Below are 19,204 nucleotides of genomic sequence, written 5' to 3' on the forward strand. Positions count from 1 at the left end.
TGCTAGAAAATTGTGTGTCACAACAACTTACGATACAATAGGAAAGTGAGATCATTGCTTGAAAGGAGCATTATAATGACAGACAAAATATTTCAAGAAAAAGTTGGCCCAGTTGCCCTGACAATTGTTCCAACCCAAAAATATAAATCCAATAAGATTGTTTTTAAATTTCGCGCTCCATTAGAAAGAGAAACAGTAACTAAACGGGCATTACTTTCGATATTATTAGAAACAAATAGTGAAAAATATCCAACTCAAACAGATTTCAGAAAGCAATTAGCGAATCTTTACGGTGCTAATTTTTATACAACAACAGCTAAAAAAGGCAATGAACATGTTTTAACCGTTATTTTCGATATGATTGATGGACAATATGTATCTGACGGAAATCATATTTTAGAAGATGCTTTTGCATTTATGGAACAAGCATTATTCCGCCCAAACGTTGCAAATGATGCGTTTAATGAAGAAACACTTACTCGTGAAAAAGAAAATTTAAAAAGTAGCCTAGAGGGTATTTATGACGATAAAATTCGTTTTGCTTCCAAACGGTTAGTAGAAGAAATGTTCCGCGATGATGAGTTTCGCTTTGGTTCAGCTGGTGTTTTAGAAGATATTGATGCTATCACAGCGAAAGACTTATATGAATACTATTTACAATTCATTGCAGAAGATACCATCGAAATATTCATTTGCGGAGATGTAACAAAGGAAGAAGTGATGCCACTTATCGAAAAGATGGCTTTTTCACCCCGTCCTGAGAGAAAAGGCATTTTTTATACAAAAGAAGCTCCGAAAGAAGTACGTGTCATCCATGAGCAACAAGCGATTAATCAAGGGAAACTTGTACTTGGTTATCAAACAGAAACCTTGTTTGGAGATGATGATTTCGTTGCACTTCAACTTGCAAATGGGCTTCTTGGCGGATTTGCTAATTCGAAAATCTTTATTAACGTTCGCGAAAAAGCGAGCCTAGCTTATTATGCTTCTAGCCGCATCGATTCTTTCAAAGGATATATGATTATTTCGGCTGGAATTGATGAAGTTAATTACGAGCAGGCACTGAAGATTATTGAAGAACAAGTAGTAGCAATGAAACAAGGCAATTTTACAGATGATGAATTAAATCAAACGAAAGAAATGCTCATTAACCAATTGCTTGAAACAAATGATCAGGCGCAAGGGTTAATCGAACTTGTATATAACAATGTTCTGCGTGATGCAAACTTAGACTTAGAAAATTGGATTGCAAAAATCAAACAAGCGACCAAAGAAGAAGTAGTTGCTGCCATCAATAAGATTAAACCAGATACAATTTATTTCTTAAGTAAGGGAGGAGAAGAACTTCATGGAAAAAATCACATTTGAGCAAGTGAAAGAAGCAGTCTTTCATGAAAAAATGGCAAATGGCTTACAAGTATATCTTCTTCCAAAACAAGGATTTAGTAAGACTTATGCTGTGTTCACAACAAATTACGGTGCAATCGATAATAACTTCGTCCCAATTGGCGAAACAGAATTTACTAAAGTACCAGATGGTATTGCCCATTTCTTAGAACATAAAATGTTTGAAAAAGAAGACGGCGATGTATTCTTCAAATTTGGCGAAAAAGGTGCTTTTACGAATGCATTTACCTCGTTTACGAAAACAGCCTACCTTTTCTCAAGTACTTCTCGAGTGGAAGAAAACTTGGAAACGTTAATTGACTTTGTACAAGAGCCATATTTCACAGAAGAAACTGTTGAAAAAGAAAAAGGCATTATCGGACAAGAAATCAGAATGTATGATGATGACCCTGATTTCCGTGCTTATTTTGGCGTAATCGAAAACATGTATCATAATCACCCAGTAAAAATCGATATTGCTGGAACCGTAGAGTCCATTGCCGAAATCAACAAAGATTTACTTTATCTTTGCTATAACACGTTCTATCATCCAAGCAATATGGTGCTTTTTGTTGTAGGGAACTTAGAACCAGAACAAATGATGGACCAGATTCGTACCAACCAAGCAAAAAAAGAATTCGCTGAAGCTGCGCCAATCAAACGTCATTTCCCTGAAGAACCAAAGACGGTTGCCGTAAAAGAACGCAAAATTCATTTCCCTGTTCAAATTGCTAAGAACCTTGTAGGGATTAAAGAAGATATTGGCTCCTTAGAAGGCCAAGCTGCTATAAAACAAGAAATTATTGGAGATGTAGCCTTGGAAATGCTTTTTGGCACAACATCTGCCACTTACTTGAAGTTATACAACGAAGGAATCATTGATGATACATTTGGCTATGATTACACCTTGCAAGATAGCTTCTCGTTCGTATTAGTTGGTGGAGACGCCAAAGATCCAGATAAACAAACTGCAAAAATCAAAGAAGCAATTAAAAAAGCTGCCAAAAACGGCTTAAATGAATCAGATTTAGCACTAGTAAAACGCAAACGAATTGGTCAATTTTTGCGCTCGCTAAATTCTCCTGAGTTTATTGCGAACCAATTTAGCCAATACGTCATGAAATCAGCTTCTTTATTCGATATTTTACCTTTAATGGAGAAAGTTACATTAGAAGAAGTAAATGCATTTGTTAAAAATTTGGATAAAGAAGAGCGAACAACAAGTTTCCAATTACTTCCAGAAGAATAAACAAATTATGTCTTTTTTTAGTAGAAAAAATAGCATAAATTGCTGAGTCATGCTATCATAAAAGAAATAGACTGGAAAGGGTTGCCTTTTTTTGGATAAAGAGATAAAATATGCTTTTGTAACAGGGGCTAGCGGAGAAATTGGACAAGCAATTTGTATGTCACTTGCGAGAGCTGGTTGGAACTTGTATCTTCACTATTATCAAAATAAAGAAACAGTAGAAAAATTACTTCCGCTCCTACAAGCAGAAGAAGTAGATGTTATCCTGATTCAAGCTGATTTTGATGATTTAGCAAGTTTGACAGAGATAGAAAAGCAAGTTTTCCAGCTAGATGCCTTTATTCATGCAGCGGGGCACGCCCATTATAGTTTATTCCAGGATACTACAGATACAAATATTGCTGAATTATGGAACGTGCATATGTTTATGCCAATGAGATTAATCCGTACTTTTATGCCAAAATTAATGAAAAGTAGCCAAGGAAGAATTATTTTCATTAGTTCTATATGGGGAGAAGTCGGTGCATCAATGGAAGTAGCGTATTCAACTGTAAAAGGTGCACAAATAGCCTTTTGTCGTGCGCTAAGCCAAGAGGTGGGACTTTCTGGAATAACAGTTAATGCAGTTACGCCAGGAGTTGTAGAAACAAAAATGATGGACCAGTTTTCTGAAGAGGAGAAAGACAATCTTCGTCAAGAAATCCCTTTAAATCGTTTTGCACAACCAGAAGAAATTGCAGAAACTGTAGCATTTTTGACAAGTAAAAAAGCAAGCTATATCACTGGAGAAGTTTTGCGCTTAAATGGCGGTTGGCTTATGTAATTTTAGTAAAAAAATGGAAATTTGAAATTAGTAATGGTAGGTGTTTAATTTTGACAGAACTCGGTGATAAACTGAAACAAGCTAGACGTGAAAAAGGACTCAGTTTAGACGACTTACAACAAATAACGAAAATTCAAAAACGTTATTTGGTAGCGATTGAAGAAGGAAACTATGCTGTAATGCCTGGCAAATTTTATGCAAGAGCATTTATTAAACAATACGCAGAGGCAGTTGGGCTAGATAGCGCAACACTTTTCGACGAGTTTGAAAGCGAAGTTCCGGAAACGCCGCAACAAGAAGTAGTAAATAATGAGCCAACACGGGTACAAAGTAAAAGAAATCCAATGCCTGCACAATCTGTAGGTAATCAAGCGAATACTCGTAATCGTTTTTTTGATATCTTACCAAAAATCCTTATTGCCTTATTTATTGTGTTTATTCTTTTTATTGTTTGGTTTTTCTTGCTTAATAAACAAGACAACTCCACAGAAAAAGTGAAAACAGATACAAATAATCCTACAGTAAAAGTAGAAGATTCGACAAAAAGCAAGGATACAAGTAAAGACACTGAGAAAAAAGATACGACAACAAACGAAGATAAATCCACAGAAACAAAGGATAAAAAGGAAGATACAGCCAAAGAAGTTGAAGTGACTAAAGGAGAAACGTCTGGTAACGCCACTACGTACACAGTGAAAAATACGGACAAAATGACTCTATCACTTAGCGCCACTGGTGATTCTTGGATAGGTGTTTCCGATGCGAATGGTAGTACAATTCAAAATGAAACACTATCAACCCAAAATCCTTCTGCAGAAATTGATTTAGGTGATAACAAGACAGTTTCTATCGTAATAGGAAATTCTCCTGTTACAACTGTTAAAATCAACGGCAAACAGCTGGAACTTGCTCCTGATCTTGTTAAACAAGTTTTAACAATCAATTTAGAAGCAAGCGATTCTAGTTCAGATGCCGAATAATTTGTTTATATGGCGAAATCTACTCATTAGATTTCGCCAACATTTTTTATAATTACATACTTTTTAAATGTAAAAAAGGAGAGAAAAAGATGAATTTACCTAATAAATTGACGGTTATCCGAATTTTTATGATACCAATTTTTGTTATTCTTTGTGTAGTACCATTTGACTGGGGAAGCGTTACTTGGCTTGATTCAACTATCCCAGTGACAAGTTTAGTTGCAACCATTATTTTCATCGTAGCGGCCCTTACAGATTGGTTTGATGGACATTTAGCACGTAAATATAATTTAATAACTAACTTCGGTAAATTTGCCGATCCGATGGCTGATAAACTACTTGTAGCAGCTGCATTTATTATTCTTGTAGAAATGCATATCGCGCCATCTTGGGTAGTTATTCTTATTATTAGTCGTGAACTAGCTGTTACTGGTCTACGCTTACTTTTAGTTGAAGGCGGAGAAGTGCTTGCAGCTGGTCAACTTGGTAAAATTAAAACATTCACACAAATGATTGCTATTCCGCTTATGTTATTAAATAACTTTCCATTTGCTTGGACGGGTATTCGTGTAGATTTAGTGTTCTTGTATGTATGTGCATTCTTTGCAGTATGGTCAGGAATCGATTATTTCTACAAAAATCGTGGTGTTTTCAAAGGATCTATGTAATAAATAAAAAAAGCATACCGTTGTGTGCTTTTTTTCTATACAAAAAATCGAATTGGAGATGAATCAAGATGGCAAGTGCAGAAATCATTGCAGTAGGAACTGAACTATTACTTGGGCAAATTGTTAATTCTAATGCTGCGTTTATTTCACAAGAATTAGCTGCTGACGGAATATATGTATATCATCATACGGTAGTTGGAGATAATCCAACACGTTTAAAAGAAGTAATCGAAATTGCTGAAAAGCGCAGTGATATTTTAATCTTTACTGGGGGACTTGGACCAACTGAAGATGATATAACAAAACAAATCTTAGCTGATCATTTACAAAAACAGTTAGTAGAAGATGAATATCATATGAATAAAATTAATGAGTATTTCGCTTCCAGAAACAGAACCATGACCGAAAACAACAAATTACAAGCGGTTATTATTAAAGATTCCGTGGTATTAAATAATGACTACGGCTTTGCAGCTGGGATGTACTTAAAAGAAAATAACCATACTTACGTTTTGTTACCAGGACCACCATCTGAAATGAAGCCAATGTTTACAAAATATGCTAACCCACTTCTTTTAAGTGAAAATGGCAATCAAAATATTTTAGAATCCAAAATCATGCGTTTTTTTGGTATTGGAGAATCGCAATTAGCTGCTGATTTAAACGATTTGATTGTTAATCAAGTCAACCCAACGATTGCGACATATGCTGGTGATAATGAAGTCGTGGTTCGTATCACAGCGACAGCTAAAACAAAAGAAGAAGCAAGTTCTCTTGTGAAGGATACAGAGGAGGAAATATTGCGCCGAGATGGCACTTTTTTATATGGATATGGAGAGGTTTCATTGCCTGAATTAGTTACGGCGATGTTGCTTGAAAAAGAGCTTACCATCTCTGCTGCAGAAAGTTTTACTGCTGGTTTATTTCAAGCGGAAATTGCTCGATTTCCTGGTATTTCGAAAATTTTCAAAGGTGGTATGGTGACATACAGTGAAGAAACAAAACAATCTATATTACAAGTATCACCTCAAGTAATAAAAGAAAAAGGCGTTGTTAGTGCTGAATGTGCGAAGGAAATGGCTGAAAATGTAAGCCGCCTTTGTAAGACGGATATTGGAATCAGTTTTACAGGTGTTGCAGGCCCGGATAGTCTAGAAGGCCATCCTGCTGGCACTATTTGGATTGGGCTGAGCGTTAAAGGTCATGAAACAGAGGCTTTTCAGTTTGTTTATGGAAGAGATCGAAACCATAATCGCCGACGTGCCGTAAAACAAGGCTTTCAGTTAATTAAGCAATTTTTAGACGCAAATTAGTCGTTTTCTCTAGTAGAAAATGAATAAAATGAGCAAAAAAAGCGGAAATGAATGACAAAAAAGTATTAGACGAACGCTGGAAATCCCGTTATAATGAGGAAGAAAGCAGCCGGTGCTTACACAAAATAAAAAATACGAATAAATGTTCGCTTTTTGCTTGCTTCTCACTCTAAAATGCGTTATAGTAATTTTAGGAAAACATTCTGACTGTTTTTTGAGAGAGAAGAAGTAGAAAAACAGCTATTAGGATATTTATTGAAGGAGGCAACAATGTGAATGATCGTCAAGCGGCATTAGACCAAGCTTTAAAACAAATTGAAAAACAATTCGGTAAAGGCTCCATTATGAAATTAGGGGAACATTCAGATCAAAATATATCTACTATTTCTAGTGGTTCATTAGCGTTAGATATTGCTTTAGGAGTTGGCGGATACCCTCGTGGACGTATTATCGAAGTATACGGACCAGAGAGTTCCGGTAAAACAACTGTTGCGCTTCATGCAATTGCGGAAGTACAAGCACAAGGCGGAACAGCAGCATTTATCGATGCTGAGCATGCGTTGGATCCGGCTTATGCTAAAAACCTAGGTGTAAATATTGATGAATTATTACTATCTCAACCAGATACAGGAGAACAAGCTTTAGAGATTGCTGAAGCTTTAGTTAGAAGTGGTGCAGTTGATATGTTAGTAATTGACTCCGTTGCAGCACTTGTACCACGTGCTGAAATCGAAGGCGAGATGGGCGATGCTCATGTTGGATTACAAGCACGTTTAATGTCCCAAGCATTGCGTAAACTTTCTGGTGTTATTAATAAATCAAAAACCATTGCTATTTTCATTAACCAAATTCGTGAAAAAGTTGGTGTTATGTTTGGTAACCCAGAAATCACACCAGGTGGACGTGCGCTTAAATTCTATTCTACTGTACGTTTAGAAGTAAGACGTGCGGAACAACTGAAGCAAGGTACAGATGTAATGGGTAACAAAACAAAAATCAAAGTTGTAAAAAATAAAGTAGCGCCACCATTCCGTATTGCCGAAGTAGATATTATGTATGGTGAAGGTATTTCGCGTGAAGGTGAGCTTGTTGATATGGCTGCTGAAGTGGATGTAATCAATAAGAGTGGTTCGTGGTATTCTTATAAAGAAGAACGCATCGGTCAAGGCCGTGAGAATGCAAAACAATATCTGAAAGAACACACAGATATTCGTGATGAGATTTCTAAGCGCGTTCGTGAAGAATATGAAATTGATGGAAGCAGCAAAGAGCCTCTTGACGAAAAAGAAGAAACATTAAGTTTACTAGATGATGAATAAATAACACTAAATACGTGATAGGAATTTACTTCCTGTCACGTATTTTTTACTATTTTAAAAAAACTAAGGAAAATAACCGTACATTTCATTCCTTTTCTTGACATTGTATGCTTTGACCTATAAAATTAAGTTGTATATTTTATATTGCTGGGAGACAAGGGGGAAGTTTTTTCCTTTGAAAATCGGCTTCAACTGAATGGGGAGATTAGCACTCGGTTGTTGATGAAAAATACGCATGTGCCAGAATTCTGGCCACCGACATAACAATAACGAAAATTGAATAGCAAAGGAGGTGTAAGGATGACAATCGCAATCACGATCATCTCCAGTTTGCTTTTCTTAATCGTCGGTCTAGTTGTTGGTTCTCTAATTTTTAAATCTAGTACAGAGAAAAAACTGGCTGCTGCAAGGGGGACTGCTGAATTAATTGTAGAGGATGCGAAGAAAGAAGCAGAAACTACAAAAAAAGAAGCATTGCTTGAAGCGAAGGAAGAGAATCATAGGTTACGTACTGAAATCGAAAATGAACTTCGTGGGCGAAGAACAGAGACACAGAAAGCAGAAAATCGCTTATTGCAAAGGGAGGAAAACCTCGACCGTAAAGATACTTCTTTAAGTAAACGAGAAGCTACACTTGAAAGAAAAGAGGAGAGTATCAGTAAACGTCAACAACAAATTGAAGAGAAAGAAAGCAAACTAGCTGAGATGATTCAAGCGGAGCAGACAGAACTCGAAAGAATTTCTGCGCTCAGCAAAGAGGAAGCGAAATCTATCATCCTTAACCAGGTAGAAGAGGAATTAACGCATGATACAGCAATCATGGTCAAAGAATCAGAAAACCGGGCCAAGGAAGAGTCGGATAAAAAAGCAAAGAATATTCTCTCACTAGCTATCCAGCGTTGTGCAGCTGATCATGTGGCAGAAACAACGGTATCTGTTGTTACCTTACCAAATGATGAGATGAAAGGTCGGATTATCGGACGTGAAGGCCGTAATATCCGCACGCTTGAGACGTTAACGGGGATTGATTTGATAATTGATGATACACCGGAAGCAGTAATTCTTTCCGGATTTGACCCAATTCGACGTGAAATCGCTAGAATCGCCTTAGAAAAACTTGTTCAAGATGGAAGAATCCATCCAGCTCGAATTGAAGAAATGGTGGACAAAGCCCGTAAAGAGGTGGATGAACATATTCGCGAAGTCGGGGAACAAGCAACATTTGAAGTTGGAATTCATTCCATCCATCCTGATTTGATAAAAATTCTTGGCCGCTTGCGTTATCGTACTAGTTACGGACAAAACGTTCTTAACCACTCACTCGAAGTTTCGAAACTTGCAGGAATTCTTGCAGGAGAGCTTGGCGAAGACGTTACGCTTGCTAAACGGGCCGGACTACTTCATGACATCGGTAAAGCAATTGACCATGAAATTGAAGGAAGTCACGTTGAAATCGGCGTGGAACTTGCTACCAAATACAAAGAAAATGATGTGGTAATCAATAGTATTGCTTCCCATCATGGAGATACAGAAGCTACTTCTGTTATCGCAGTATTGGTCGCAGCGGCAGATGCACTTTCTGCTGCAAGACCGGGAGCTCGTAGTGAAACGCTTGAAAATTACATCCGTCGTTTAGAAAAATTAGAAGAAATTTCTGAGTCTTACGATGGTGTAGAAAAATCTTATGCTATCCAAGCAGGACGTGAAGTACGTATTATCGTTGAGCCAGATACAATTGATGATCTTTCATCTTACCGCCTTGCACGCGACATAAGAAAACGAATTGAAGAGGAATTAGATTATCCTGGTCACATTAAAGTGACCGTCATTCGTGAAACAAGAGCAGTAGAATACGCTAAATAATAATTAAAAGATACATCGCAAATTAATTTTGCGGTGTATCTTTTTTAATCGGTTGCCTAGGTCGAGTAAGAACGGTATAATTAATGGATAAACGAAAAAGGGAGGCGGAGTTTTTGAGTGAGTGGAAAATTTTGCCGATGCAAAAAGAACACTATTCGGGAGTAGCTGCAGTCCATCAAGAGGGTATTGAAACTGGAAATGCTACTTTTCAAGAGAAGACACTATCTTTAGAAGCGTTTGATGAAAAATATTTAAACACTTGTCGATTAGTTGTCCTTATGAACGGCGAAGTGATTGGCTGGGCAGCGCTGTTACCATTTTCAAGTATGCATGCTTATCGAGGAGTAGCAGAATTAAGCATTTATATAGCAAAAAGCGCCCGTGGAAAAGGCGTTGGAAAAGCACTTATGCATGAAATTATCCAGACAAGCGAGCAGAATGATTTTTGGACTTTGCAATCTTTGATTTTTCCGGAAAATAAAGCTAGCATTGCGCTTCATCATACATATGGATTCCAAACTTTATGCATCCACGAAAAATTAGGCGAAATGAATGGCGTTTTTAGGGATGTTGCACTATTAGAACGTAGAAGTAATAGAAACGGAGAATAAACAAAATGAAAATACTATTTATCGGTGATGTTGTCGGTTCTATCGGCCGCGATGCCATAACAGAATATTTACCACAATTAAAGAAAAAATATAAACCTACTATCACGGTGATTAACGGTGAAAATGCAGCAAGTGGGCGTGGGATTACAGAGAAAATTTATAAAGATTTTCTGGAGCTTGGTGCCAATGCTGTAACACTTGGGAACCATACATGGGATAATCGTGATATTTTTGAATTTATCGATGAAGCTAAGTATTTAGTGCGCCCAGCAAACTTTCCAGATGATACTACACCTGGAACAGGAATGGTTTTTGTGAAAAGCAACCAGCATGAGATTGCTGTCATTAACATGCAAGGCCGAACTTTCCTAGCAGATTTAGATGATCCTTTCCGTAAAATGGATTATTTGATAGAAGAAGCAAAAAAACGCACTAATATTATTTTTGTGGATTTTCACGCTGAAACTACTAGTGAAAAAGAAGCCATGGGTTGGTATTTAGATGGCCGTGTTACGGCAGTTGTTGGCACACATACTCATGTGCAAACGTCAGATAACCGCATTCTCCCAGAAGGAACAGCCTATCTGACGGATACTGGTATGACTGGCCCATACGATGCTATCCTTGGAATGGAGAAGGAGGCTGTTATCCGTCGATTTAAAACAGCTTTACCAACTAGGTTCGAAGTTCCTAAAACGGGCCGTGCAGTCTTGTCGGGCTGTTTAATCACACTTGACGAAAGCACTGGGAAAGCACAAAAAATTGATCGGATTCTCATCAACGAAGATCACCCATTTTCCTTTGATTAAGAATGGAGATGAAATTTTGACAGTTTCAAAAGACGAAATCATGAAAAAAGCTACCGAACTTCGTGATGCGCTTCAACAAACGGAAGAAGTATCGTTCTACCGCCTTGCCGAGGAAAGGATCAATGCGAATTCCAAAGTAGCAGCGAAGGTTTCTAAAATAAAATTACTTCAAAAAGAAGCAGTAAACTTAGAACATTATCAAAAACTCGAAGCGATGAAACAAACCGAAAACCAAATTGATAACGTTCGAGCAGATATTGATTCGCTTCCGATTGTAACAGAATTCAGACGCGCTCAAGAAGATGCTAACGATCTTTTGCAATCAATTACAACAGAGATTACGACAAAAGTAACTACAGAGCTTGAAAAAGAAAATTAACCATTTAAAACTGCCAAAACATCGGCAGTTTTTTTCTTTTGCGGTCGCGGGAAAATGAAACTTTATGCTATAATGAGAGGATGAAAAAGAAGTAAGGGATGATGAGATAATGACAGAATATACACCAATGATTAAGCAGTACTTGGAAATCAAAGACAAATATCAAGATGCTTTCTTATTTTTCCGTTTAGGAGATTTTTATGAGATGTTTTTTGAGGATGCACTGAACGCTTCTCAAATTTTAGAAATTACATTAACTGGTCGTGAAGGTGGGACAAAAGAGAAAATCCCGATGTGCGGAGTTCCATACCATTCAGCGAGCGGTTATATTGATACATTAATCGAAAAAGGCTATAAAGTTGCGATATGTGAGCAAGTCGAGGATCCTAAAACAACGAAAGGCATGGTGAAGCGTGAAGTAGTGCAATTGATTTCACCAGGAACCGTTATGGATGAACGCGGCTTAAAAGCAAAAGAAAATAACTATATTGCTTCCCTTTATTGCTATGAAGGCAAAGAGTATGGCTTTGCTTATTCCGACTTATCGACAGGTGAATTAAAATCAACCGTTATTGAAGCTAGCGAAGATCGTTTGATTAATGAGCTAACGACACTTTCAACAAGAGAATTGATTGTTTCTTCCTCGGAAAAAGAAGTGCTTTCAGATGTCATGAAGGAGCAACTAGGTTTAACTTTTTCTGTGCACGAAGAAGATACGATTCCAGCCGAAAACGAAAAATTAGTAACCCGCCATATGTCATTATCCGAAAAACGTGCCATTGGTAAGTTACTCCATTATTTAAAAGAAACGCAAAAGCGGGATTTAGGACATTTACAACAAGCTGTACATTACGAAACGAGCAATTACATGAAAATGGACTACTATTCCAAACGTAATTTAGAATTAGCAGAGTCGATTCGTGGTAAAGGTCGTCAAGGTACGCTACTTTGGCTTCTAGACAATACCCAAACTGCGATGGGCGGAAGAATGCTCAAACAATGGATTGACCGTCCGTTAATAGACCGAAAAAAAATCATCGAGCGACAAAATGATGTTAGCGAATTAATGGCACACTTTTTCGAACGCCTAGAGTTAGTAGAAAACTTAAAAAACGTCTACGACTTAGAACGCCTTGCTGGTCGAGTTGCATACGGAAATGTGAATGCGCGAGACTTAATTCAATTGCGTAATTCGTTATATCAGATTCCTCGTATTCGGGCGACACTGTTATCAATGAGTAGCGAGAGCCTAACAGAACTTGCTGAACAATTAGATCCATGTGAAGAATTAACCGAAAAATTGGAAGAGGCAATCATGGATTCTGCACCGATTTCCATTCGGGAAGGCGGGATTATTAAAGATGGCTATAACAGCCAACTAGATACGTACCGCGATGCAAGCCGCAACGGAAAAACGTGGATTGCAGAATTAGAACGTAAAGAACGCGAACTAACGGGCATTAAAACGTTGAAGGTGGGCTTTAATCGGGTATTCGGTTACTATATTGAAGTTACCCGAGCAAACACGCATCTGCTCCCAGAAGGCCGCTATGAGCGCAAGCAGACACTAACGAATGCCGAACGTTATATCACGCCTGAACTAAAAGAAAAAGAAAAACTCATTTTAGATGCAGAAGAAAAAAGCATGGAATTAGAGTACCAATTATTTTCTGAAGTACGAGAAATGGTAAAAGACTACATAGAACGTCTGCAAAAATTAGCGAAATCTGTTAGTGAAATCGATTGCCTGCAAAGTTTTGCGGATATTAGCGAGAAAAACCATTTTATTCGTCCGACATTAAGCGAAGACGGTTCCCTGCACGTAAAACAAGGTCGTCATCCCGTGGTAGAAAAAGTAATGGGTGCCCAGAGCTATGTAGCAAATGACTGTGATTTAGATGAAAATCGGGAAATTTTACTTATAACTGGTCCCAATATGTCAGGTAAAAGCACTTATATGCGCCAAGTAGCCTTAACAGCAATCTGCGCGCAAGTTGGTTGTTTTGTTCCCGCTGAAGAAGCGATATTACCAATTTTTGACCAAATTTTCACGAGAATTGGTGCAGCGGATGATCTAATTGCCGGTCAAAGTACATTCATGGTAGAAATGTTAGAAGCTAGAAATGCCATTGTTCACGCGACGAAAGATAGTTTAATTTTATTTGATGAAATTGGTCGTGGAACAGCTACTTACGACGGAATGGCACTTGCTCAAGCAATCATTGAATATATCCATGAAAATGTCCATGCTAAAACACTTTTCTCCACCCATTATCATGAATTAACTGATTTGGAGAAAGAACTGCGTGGTTTACAAAATATTCACGTTAGCGCTGTAGAAGAAAATGGCAAAGTAGTTTTCCTTCATAAAATTAAAGAAGGACCAGCAGACAAAAGTTATGGTATTCATGTCGCCGAGCTAGCAGAATTACCAAAATCACTTATCGAACGAGCGAGCCGTATTTTAGAGCAACTTGAAAATGACGATAAGAAAATCATTATCGCTAGCGTTAAGCAGCCAGAAGAAGTTCACGAAGAAGTGCAACTTTCGATGTTCCCAGTGGAGCCAGAAAAGAAAGCATCTTCTAAGGAAACAAAACTACTAAAAGAAATTGCCTCCATGAACATTATGCAGATGACACCAATGGACGCGATGAATAAATTATATGAACTTCAAAGTAAAATCCATTAAAAAGAAAGGCGGGTTTTAAATGGCTAAACATATTGTCGAATTAACCGATGCTCTATCCAATAAAATTGCTGCCGGAGAAGTTGTAGAACGCCCTGCTTCAGTCGTTAAAGAATTAGTAGAAAATGCAATTGATGCAGGGAGCACCGTCATCGATATTTTAGTGGAAGAAGCGGGATTAAATAAAATTACCATTATTGATAACGGTAGTGGCATTGAAGAAGAAGATGTCGCAACAGCTTTTTTACGCCATGCCACAAGTAAAATCAAAAACGAAGCAGATTTATTCCGTGTGCATACACTAGGGTTCCGCGGCGAGGCACTTCCAAGTATTGCCTCTGTGTCCCATTTGGCAATGGAAACTTCTACTGGTGAAACAAAAGGAACATCTATTTCCTTAGAAGGCGGAAAAATCATTGAACAAAAAAGCGGTCATGCCAGAAAAGGGACGCAAATCGAAGTATCCCAGTTGTTCTTTAATACACCAGCACGCCTAAAATATTTAAAAAGTTTACCAACCGAACTTGGTAATATTACCGATATTCTAAATCGCTTAGCTTTAGCGCATCCAGATATCAGTTTCCGCTTTTCGCACAACGGGAAACCTTTATTACAAACCAATGGGAACGGGGATTTACGCCAAGTGATTGCAGCAATCTACGGTATTTCGATTGCGAAAAAATCAATACCAGTTAAAGCAGAGTCACTCGATTTTAAAATTTCTGGATATGCCGTATTACCAGAAGTGAATCGCTCCAACCGTAATTATATTTCGACCATCATTAACGGTCGTTTTATTAAAAATTTCGCATTAGTAAAAGCTATTCAAGAAGGATATCACACGCTCTTACCAATTGGCCGTTTCCCGATTATCGTTCTCCAAATCGAAATGGACCCAATTATTGTAGACGTCAACGTTCATCCTGCTAAATTAGAAGTCCGTTTAAGCAAAGAAAAAGAACTAGGACAACTAATTAGCCAAATGATTAAAGAGGCTTTCCACAAATTGCAACTAATTCCAGACGGAGAGATTTCTAAAAAACAAAAAGAAGTCCAAAAATCCGAACAAATTCAAATGTCTTTTGAAGAAAATAAACCCGCAAAAGAAATACCAACTCTTTTTTCAAAACCGACTATCCCTGAATATGTTCCTTCTGATGAAGATGCTCCGCGGGAAGATGATTTTATTTTGGAAACAATGCCACCTTATGAACCTCAAGCGGAGCAGGAAGAGCATTCGAAAGAACGTATTCCGAAAATGTATCCAATTGGTCAAATGCACGCAACTTATATTTTTGCGCAAAATGAAAATGGTTTATATATCATTGATCAACATGCGGCTCAGGAACGAATTAAATACGAATTTTACCGTGAAAAAATTGGGGAAGTTAGTCGCGAACTGCAAGAATTACTTGTACCAATTGTGCTTGAATTTCCAGCGGATGAGTATGTTCGTTTAGAGGAACAAAAAGCAAAATTAGAAGAGGTCGGCGTTTTCCTAGAGAACTTCGGGCAAAATAGTTTTATCATTCGTGCGCATCCAACTTGGTTTCCGAAAGACCAAGAAGAGGAGATGCTCCGTGAAATTATTGATGAAGCGTTATCCGCACCAAGCATAAGTATTCATAAATTAAGGGAAGATGCTGCTATTATGATGAGTTGCAAAAAATCAATTAAAGCAAATCATTATTTAACAACACAGGACATGGAAGCATTACTCGATACACTGAGAGAAGCAAGCGACCCGTTCACTTGTCCTCATGGTCGTCCGGTGATTATCCAATACTCGACATATGAACTAGAAAAAATGTTTAAACGTGTGATGTAAAAGAGGAGGAAATAACTTGGAGTTACCATTTTCCGGTCAATCAATCATCCCAGCTGCACATAATCAAAAAGATATGGAAAAAATTTTAGAGCTTGACCTGACATATATGGTGATGCTGGAGACGCATGTAGCTCAACTAAAATCATTAGTCAAATACGCACAAGCCGGCGGGAAAAAAGTTTTATTACACGCCGATTTAGTCAATGGACTGAAAAATGATGACTACGCAATCGACTTTTTATGTACAGAAATTTGTCCTGATGGTATTATCTCGACTAGAGGAAATGCCATTATGAAAGCTAAACAGCACAAAATGCTAGCCATACAACGTCTTTTCATGATTGATTCAAGCGCCTGCAACAAAGGAGTAGCATTGATACAAAAAGTGCAACCTGATTGTATTGAACTTTTACCAGGTATTATTCCTGAGCAAGTACAAAAGATGACTCAAAAGCTTCATATCCCTGTGATTGCAGGTGGATTAATTGAAACTAGTGAACAAGTCAATCAAGTAATAGCAAGCGGAGCAATCGCAGTTACAACATCCAATAAACATTTATGGTAAATAAACAGCTAAGTTGTGTATTAATAACGACTTAGCTGTTTTTATGAAAAACAATGAAAACGCTATATTTCCCTGTTGAGCATTGCTAGACAAAGGTTTAAGCCTTTTCTAACTGTTCTATAGAAAATAGCCACCTTCAAACTGTACCATAACAGAGGGGGCGATTTGAAATGGTACAGCAAAAATAAACAATTAAAATAAAAACAAAATTAGAATCATAATAAATTAGAGGAATGGCTATGCAAAGGGGATATTAAGCATTTTAAATTAAAAAGACACAAAAAAGTCATAAAAAAGTTTGAAAAATATTGCACAAAACTGTAGCATTTTCCGGAGAATATGTTATGATAACAGTGTAGATTATTTATAAATTAGTTTGCTCAAAAAAGCACGCTCGAGAATGAACAATAAATGGAGGTTATATGATGAATGAACAATGGTATGAATTCGCAGGTGGTAACTGGCAACAAGAAGTAGATGTACGTGACTTTATCTTAAAAAACTATCGCTTATATGACGGTGACGACACTTTCCTAGTTGGCCCAACCGAAGCAACTACAAAACTTTGGGATCAAGTAATGGACTTAACTAAAAAAGAACGTGAAAACGGTGGCGTACTGGATATGGATACCAAAATCGTTTCAACCATCACTTCACATGACCCAGGATACTTAAATAAAGATTTAGAAAAAGTTGTCGGCGTTCAAACTGACGTACCTTTCAAACGCGCTTTACAACCATTCGGCGGAATCCGTATGGCAGAAGTTGCAGCTGAATCTTATGGTTTTAAAGTAGACGAAGAAATTAGCCATATTTTCTCTGAATACCGTAAAACACATAACCAAGGTGTATTTGATGCTTACACAGCAGAAATGCGCGCAGCTCGTAAATCAGGCGTAATTACTGGTCTTCCAGATGCTTATGGCCGTGGACGCATTATCGGTGACTACCGTCGTGTAGCACTTTACGGTGTAGACTTCTTAATTAAACAAAAGAAACAAGATTTAAACAATACAGGTTTGCGTACAATGAGCGATGACGTTATCCGTCAACGTGAAGAACTTAACGAACAAATTCGTGCTCTAGGTGAATTAAAAGTTCTAGGTGAAAAACATGGTTTCGACCTTGGTCGTCCAGCTAAAACAGCACAAGAAGCTTTCCAATGGTTATACCTTGGTTACCTAGCTGCAATTAAAGAACAAAATGGTGCTGCAATGAGTTTAGGACGTACATCTACATTCCTTGATATTTATGTAGAACGTGATCTTCGTAATGGCCTAATTACTGAAGAAGAAGCACAAGAAATCGTTGACCACTTTATCATGAAATTACGTCTTGTAAAATTTGCTCGTACACCAGATTACAACGAATTATTCTCTGGAGATCCAACTTGGGTTACTGAATCCATCGGTGGTATTACGGAAGAAGGCGTTCCACTTGTAACGAAAAACTCATTCCGTTTCTTACACACTTTAGATAACTTAGGACCTGCTCCAGAACCAAACTTAACAGTACTTTGGTCCACTCATTTACCATCAGGATTCAAGAAATTCTGTGCTAAAATGTCTATCAAAACATCTGCTATTCAATACGAAAATGACGATGTTATGCGCCCTAAATGGGGAGACGACTATGCGATTGCATGTTGTGTATCCGCAATGCGCGTTGGTAAACAAATGCAATTCTTTGGTGCTCGTGCCAACCTTGCTAAAACACTTCTTTACGCAATCAATGGTGGTGTCGATGAAAAATCTAAAGCACAAGTTGGACCTGCTTATCGTCCAATAGAAGGTGATGTATTAGATTACAAAGAAGTAATGGAAAAATATGATGCAATGATGGAATGGATTGCAGAACTTTATCTTAATACACTAAATGTAATTCATTACATGCATGATAAATACGCTTACGAACGTATCGAAATGGCTTTACATGATACAGAAGTATTACGTACTATGGCAACTGGTATCGCTGGACTTTCTGTTGCAGCTGACTCCTTATCCGCTATTAAATATGCAACTGTTCGTCCAATTCGTGACGAAGATGGCATCGTAGTTGATTATGAAATCGAAGGCGACTATCCTAAATACGGAAATAATGATGACCGTGTAGATGAAATCGCAGTTGAGCTTCTAAAAACATTCATGACTAAAGTAAGAAAACATAAAACTTACCGTGATGCAGTTCACACAACTTCTGTTCTTACAATCACTTCTAACGTGGTTTATGGTAAGAAAACTGGTAATACACCAGACGGACGTCGTGCAGGCGAACCATTTGCACCAGGTGCGAATCCAATGCATGGCCGTGATACAAAAGGTGCTCTAGCTTCTCTATCTTCAGTTGCTAAACTTCCTTACGAATATGGTCAAGATGGTATCTCTAACACATTCTCTATCGTACCAAAAGCTTTAGGTCGCGAAGATGAATCTCAAATCAATAACTTAGTTGCAATGCTTGATGGTTATTCCACAAAAATGGGACATCACTTAAACATCAACGTATTCAATCGTGATACGTTACTAGATGCTATGGATCACCCAGAAGAATATCCACAATTAACTATCCGCGTTTCCGGATATGCAGTTAACTTCATCAAACTAACTCGTGAACAACAATTAGATGTTATTCACCGTACAATGCACGAATCCATGTAATAATTAGGCGAGAACGCTTCGACAAGGATTGCTCACCGTAGCAATCCTTGTTATTTAGGAAAGGA

At 37.7% G+C, this 19,204-nt stretch carries 15 protein-coding genes; all 15 read left to right on the top strand.

The genetic code is table 11. The features are described from left to right. Window positions 1-75 precede the first annotated feature (75 nt). The 15 genes from yfmF to pflB all read left to right on the top strand — a co-directional run bounded on the left by yfmF (window position 76) and on the right by pflB (window position 19,139). Window positions 76-1,368, top strand: coding sequence for an EF-P 5-aminopentanol modification-associated protein YfmF (yfmF, locus tag CKV70_RS07065; protein WP_010990111.1), 1,293 nt, complete (start codon window positions 76-78; stop codon window positions 1,366-1,368). Continuing rightward, complete coding sequence (gene yfmH / locus CKV70_RS07070) at window positions 1,349-2,635, top strand: EF-P 5-aminopentanol modification-associated protein YfmH (protein WP_014600815.1); 1,287 nt, start codon at window positions 1,349-1,351, stop codon at window positions 2,633-2,635. Before yfmF ends, yfmH begins: the two co-directional genes overlap by 20 nt. A 91-nt stretch (window positions 2,636-2,726) precedes the next feature. Beyond that, the gene (gene ymfI / locus CKV70_RS07075; RefSeq protein ID WP_003723919.1) at window positions 2,727-3,458 is read left to right on the top strand and encodes an elongation factor P 5-aminopentanone reductase; all 732 of its coding nucleotides are present in this window, start codon (window positions 2,727-2,729) and stop codon (window positions 3,456-3,458) included. 50 nt (window positions 3,459-3,508) lie between these two features. Next, on the top strand, window positions 3,509-4,438 hold the full coding sequence (locus tag CKV70_RS07080) for a helix-turn-helix domain-containing protein (protein WP_003732284.1): 930 nt from the start codon (window positions 3,509-3,511) through the stop codon (window positions 4,436-4,438). A gap of 89 nt (window positions 4,439-4,527) precedes the next feature. Continuing rightward, on the top strand, window positions 4,528-5,106 hold the full coding sequence (gene pgsA / locus CKV70_RS07085; RefSeq protein ID WP_003723921.1) for a CDP-diacylglycerol--glycerol-3-phosphate 3-phosphatidyltransferase: 579 nt from the start codon (window positions 4,528-4,530) through the stop codon (window positions 5,104-5,106). A gap of 68 nt (window positions 5,107-5,174) precedes the next feature. Beyond that, window positions 5,175-6,419, top strand: a complete 1,245-nt coding sequence (locus tag CKV70_RS07090; protein WP_003732285.1) for a competence/damage-inducible protein A — start codon at window positions 5,175-5,177, stop codon at window positions 6,417-6,419. A 272-nt stretch (window positions 6,420-6,691) separates the two neighbouring features. Beyond that, the gene (gene recA, locus CKV70_RS07095; RefSeq protein WP_003732286.1) at window positions 6,692-7,738 is read left to right on the top strand and encodes a recombinase RecA; all 1,047 of its coding nucleotides are present in this window, start codon (window positions 6,692-6,694) and stop codon (window positions 7,736-7,738) included. A gap of 300 nt (window positions 7,739-8,038) precedes the next feature. Further along, the gene (gene rny / locus CKV70_RS07100) at window positions 8,039-9,601 is read left to right on the top strand and encodes a ribonuclease Y (protein WP_003721904.1); all 1,563 of its coding nucleotides are present in this window, start codon (window positions 8,039-8,041) and stop codon (window positions 9,599-9,601) included. Between the two features lie 113 nt (window positions 9,602-9,714). Further along, the gene (locus tag CKV70_RS07105) at window positions 9,715-10,212 is read left to right on the top strand and encodes a GNAT family N-acetyltransferase (RefSeq protein WP_010990112.1); all 498 of its coding nucleotides are present in this window, start codon (window positions 9,715-9,717) and stop codon (window positions 10,210-10,212) included. A gap of 5 nt (window positions 10,213-10,217) precedes the next feature. Continuing rightward, complete coding sequence (locus CKV70_RS07110) at window positions 10,218-11,021, top strand: TIGR00282 family metallophosphoesterase (protein WP_003732288.1); 804 nt, start codon at window positions 10,218-10,220, stop codon at window positions 11,019-11,021. Between the two features lie 16 nt (window positions 11,022-11,037). Then, entirely contained in the window at window positions 11,038-11,400 is a 363-nt protein-coding gene (locus CKV70_RS07115) for a YlbF/YmcA family competence regulator (RefSeq protein WP_003744056.1), read from the top strand. Window positions 11,401-11,509: 109 nt separating this feature from the next. After that, entirely contained in the window at window positions 11,510-14,092 is a 2,583-nt protein-coding gene (gene mutS / locus CKV70_RS07120; RefSeq protein ID WP_014600816.1) for a DNA mismatch repair protein MutS, read from the top strand. Between the two features lie 19 nt (window positions 14,093-14,111). Next, window positions 14,112-15,917 (top strand): DNA mismatch repair endonuclease MutL, encoded by a 1,806-nt coding sequence (mutL, locus tag CKV70_RS07125; RefSeq protein ID WP_014600817.1) that lies wholly within the window; start codon window positions 14,112-14,114, stop codon window positions 15,915-15,917. Window positions 15,918-15,933: 16 nt separating this feature from the next. After that, a complete protein-coding gene (locus CKV70_RS07130) occupies window positions 15,934-16,482 on the top strand; it encodes a glycerol-3-phosphate responsive antiterminator (protein WP_003721910.1) in 549 nt (182 codons plus the stop codon). Between the two features lie 425 nt (window positions 16,483-16,907). Continuing rightward, window positions 16,908-19,139, top strand: coding sequence for a formate C-acetyltransferase (gene pflB, locus CKV70_RS07135; protein ID WP_014600818.1), 2,232 nt, complete (start codon window positions 16,908-16,910; stop codon window positions 19,137-19,139). Window positions 19,140-19,204: the final 65 nt, after the last annotated feature.

The organism is Listeria monocytogenes, from assembly GCF_900187225.1.
GTDB classification, from domain to species: domain Bacteria; phylum Bacillota; class Bacilli; order Lactobacillales; family Listeriaceae; genus Listeria; species Listeria monocytogenes.

Excerpts from the sequence above, each read along its gene's own strand:
- mutS (WP_014600816.1), top strand. The coding sequence starts at position 11,510 with ATGACAGAATATACACCAATGATTAAGCAGTACTTGGAAATCAAAGAC.
- CKV70_RS07110 (WP_003732288.1), top strand. The coding sequence starts at position 10,218 with ATGAAAATACTATTTATCGGTGATGTTGTCGGTTCTATCGGCCGCGAT.
- yfmH (WP_014600815.1), top strand. The coding sequence starts at position 1,349 with ATGGAAAAAATCACATTTGAGCAAGTGAAAGAAGCAGTCTTTCATGAA.
- pflB (WP_014600818.1), top strand. The coding sequence starts at position 16,908 with ATGAATGAACAATGGTATGAATTCGCAGGTGGTAACTGGCAACAAGAA.
- mutL (WP_014600817.1), top strand. The coding sequence starts at position 14,112 with ATGGCTAAACATATTGTCGAATTAACCGATGCTCTATCCAATAAAATT.
- pgsA (WP_003723921.1), top strand. The coding sequence starts at position 4,528 with ATGAATTTACCTAATAAATTGACGGTTATCCGAATTTTTATGATACCA.
- CKV70_RS07090 (WP_003732285.1), top strand. The coding sequence starts at position 5,175 with ATGGCAAGTGCAGAAATCATTGCAGTAGGAACTGAACTATTACTTGGG.
- yfmF (WP_010990111.1), top strand. The coding sequence starts at position 76 with ATGACAGACAAAATATTTCAAGAAAAAGTTGGCCCAGTTGCCCTGACA.
- rny (WP_003721904.1), top strand. The coding sequence starts at position 8,039 with ATGACAATCGCAATCACGATCATCTCCAGTTTGCTTTTCTTAATCGTC.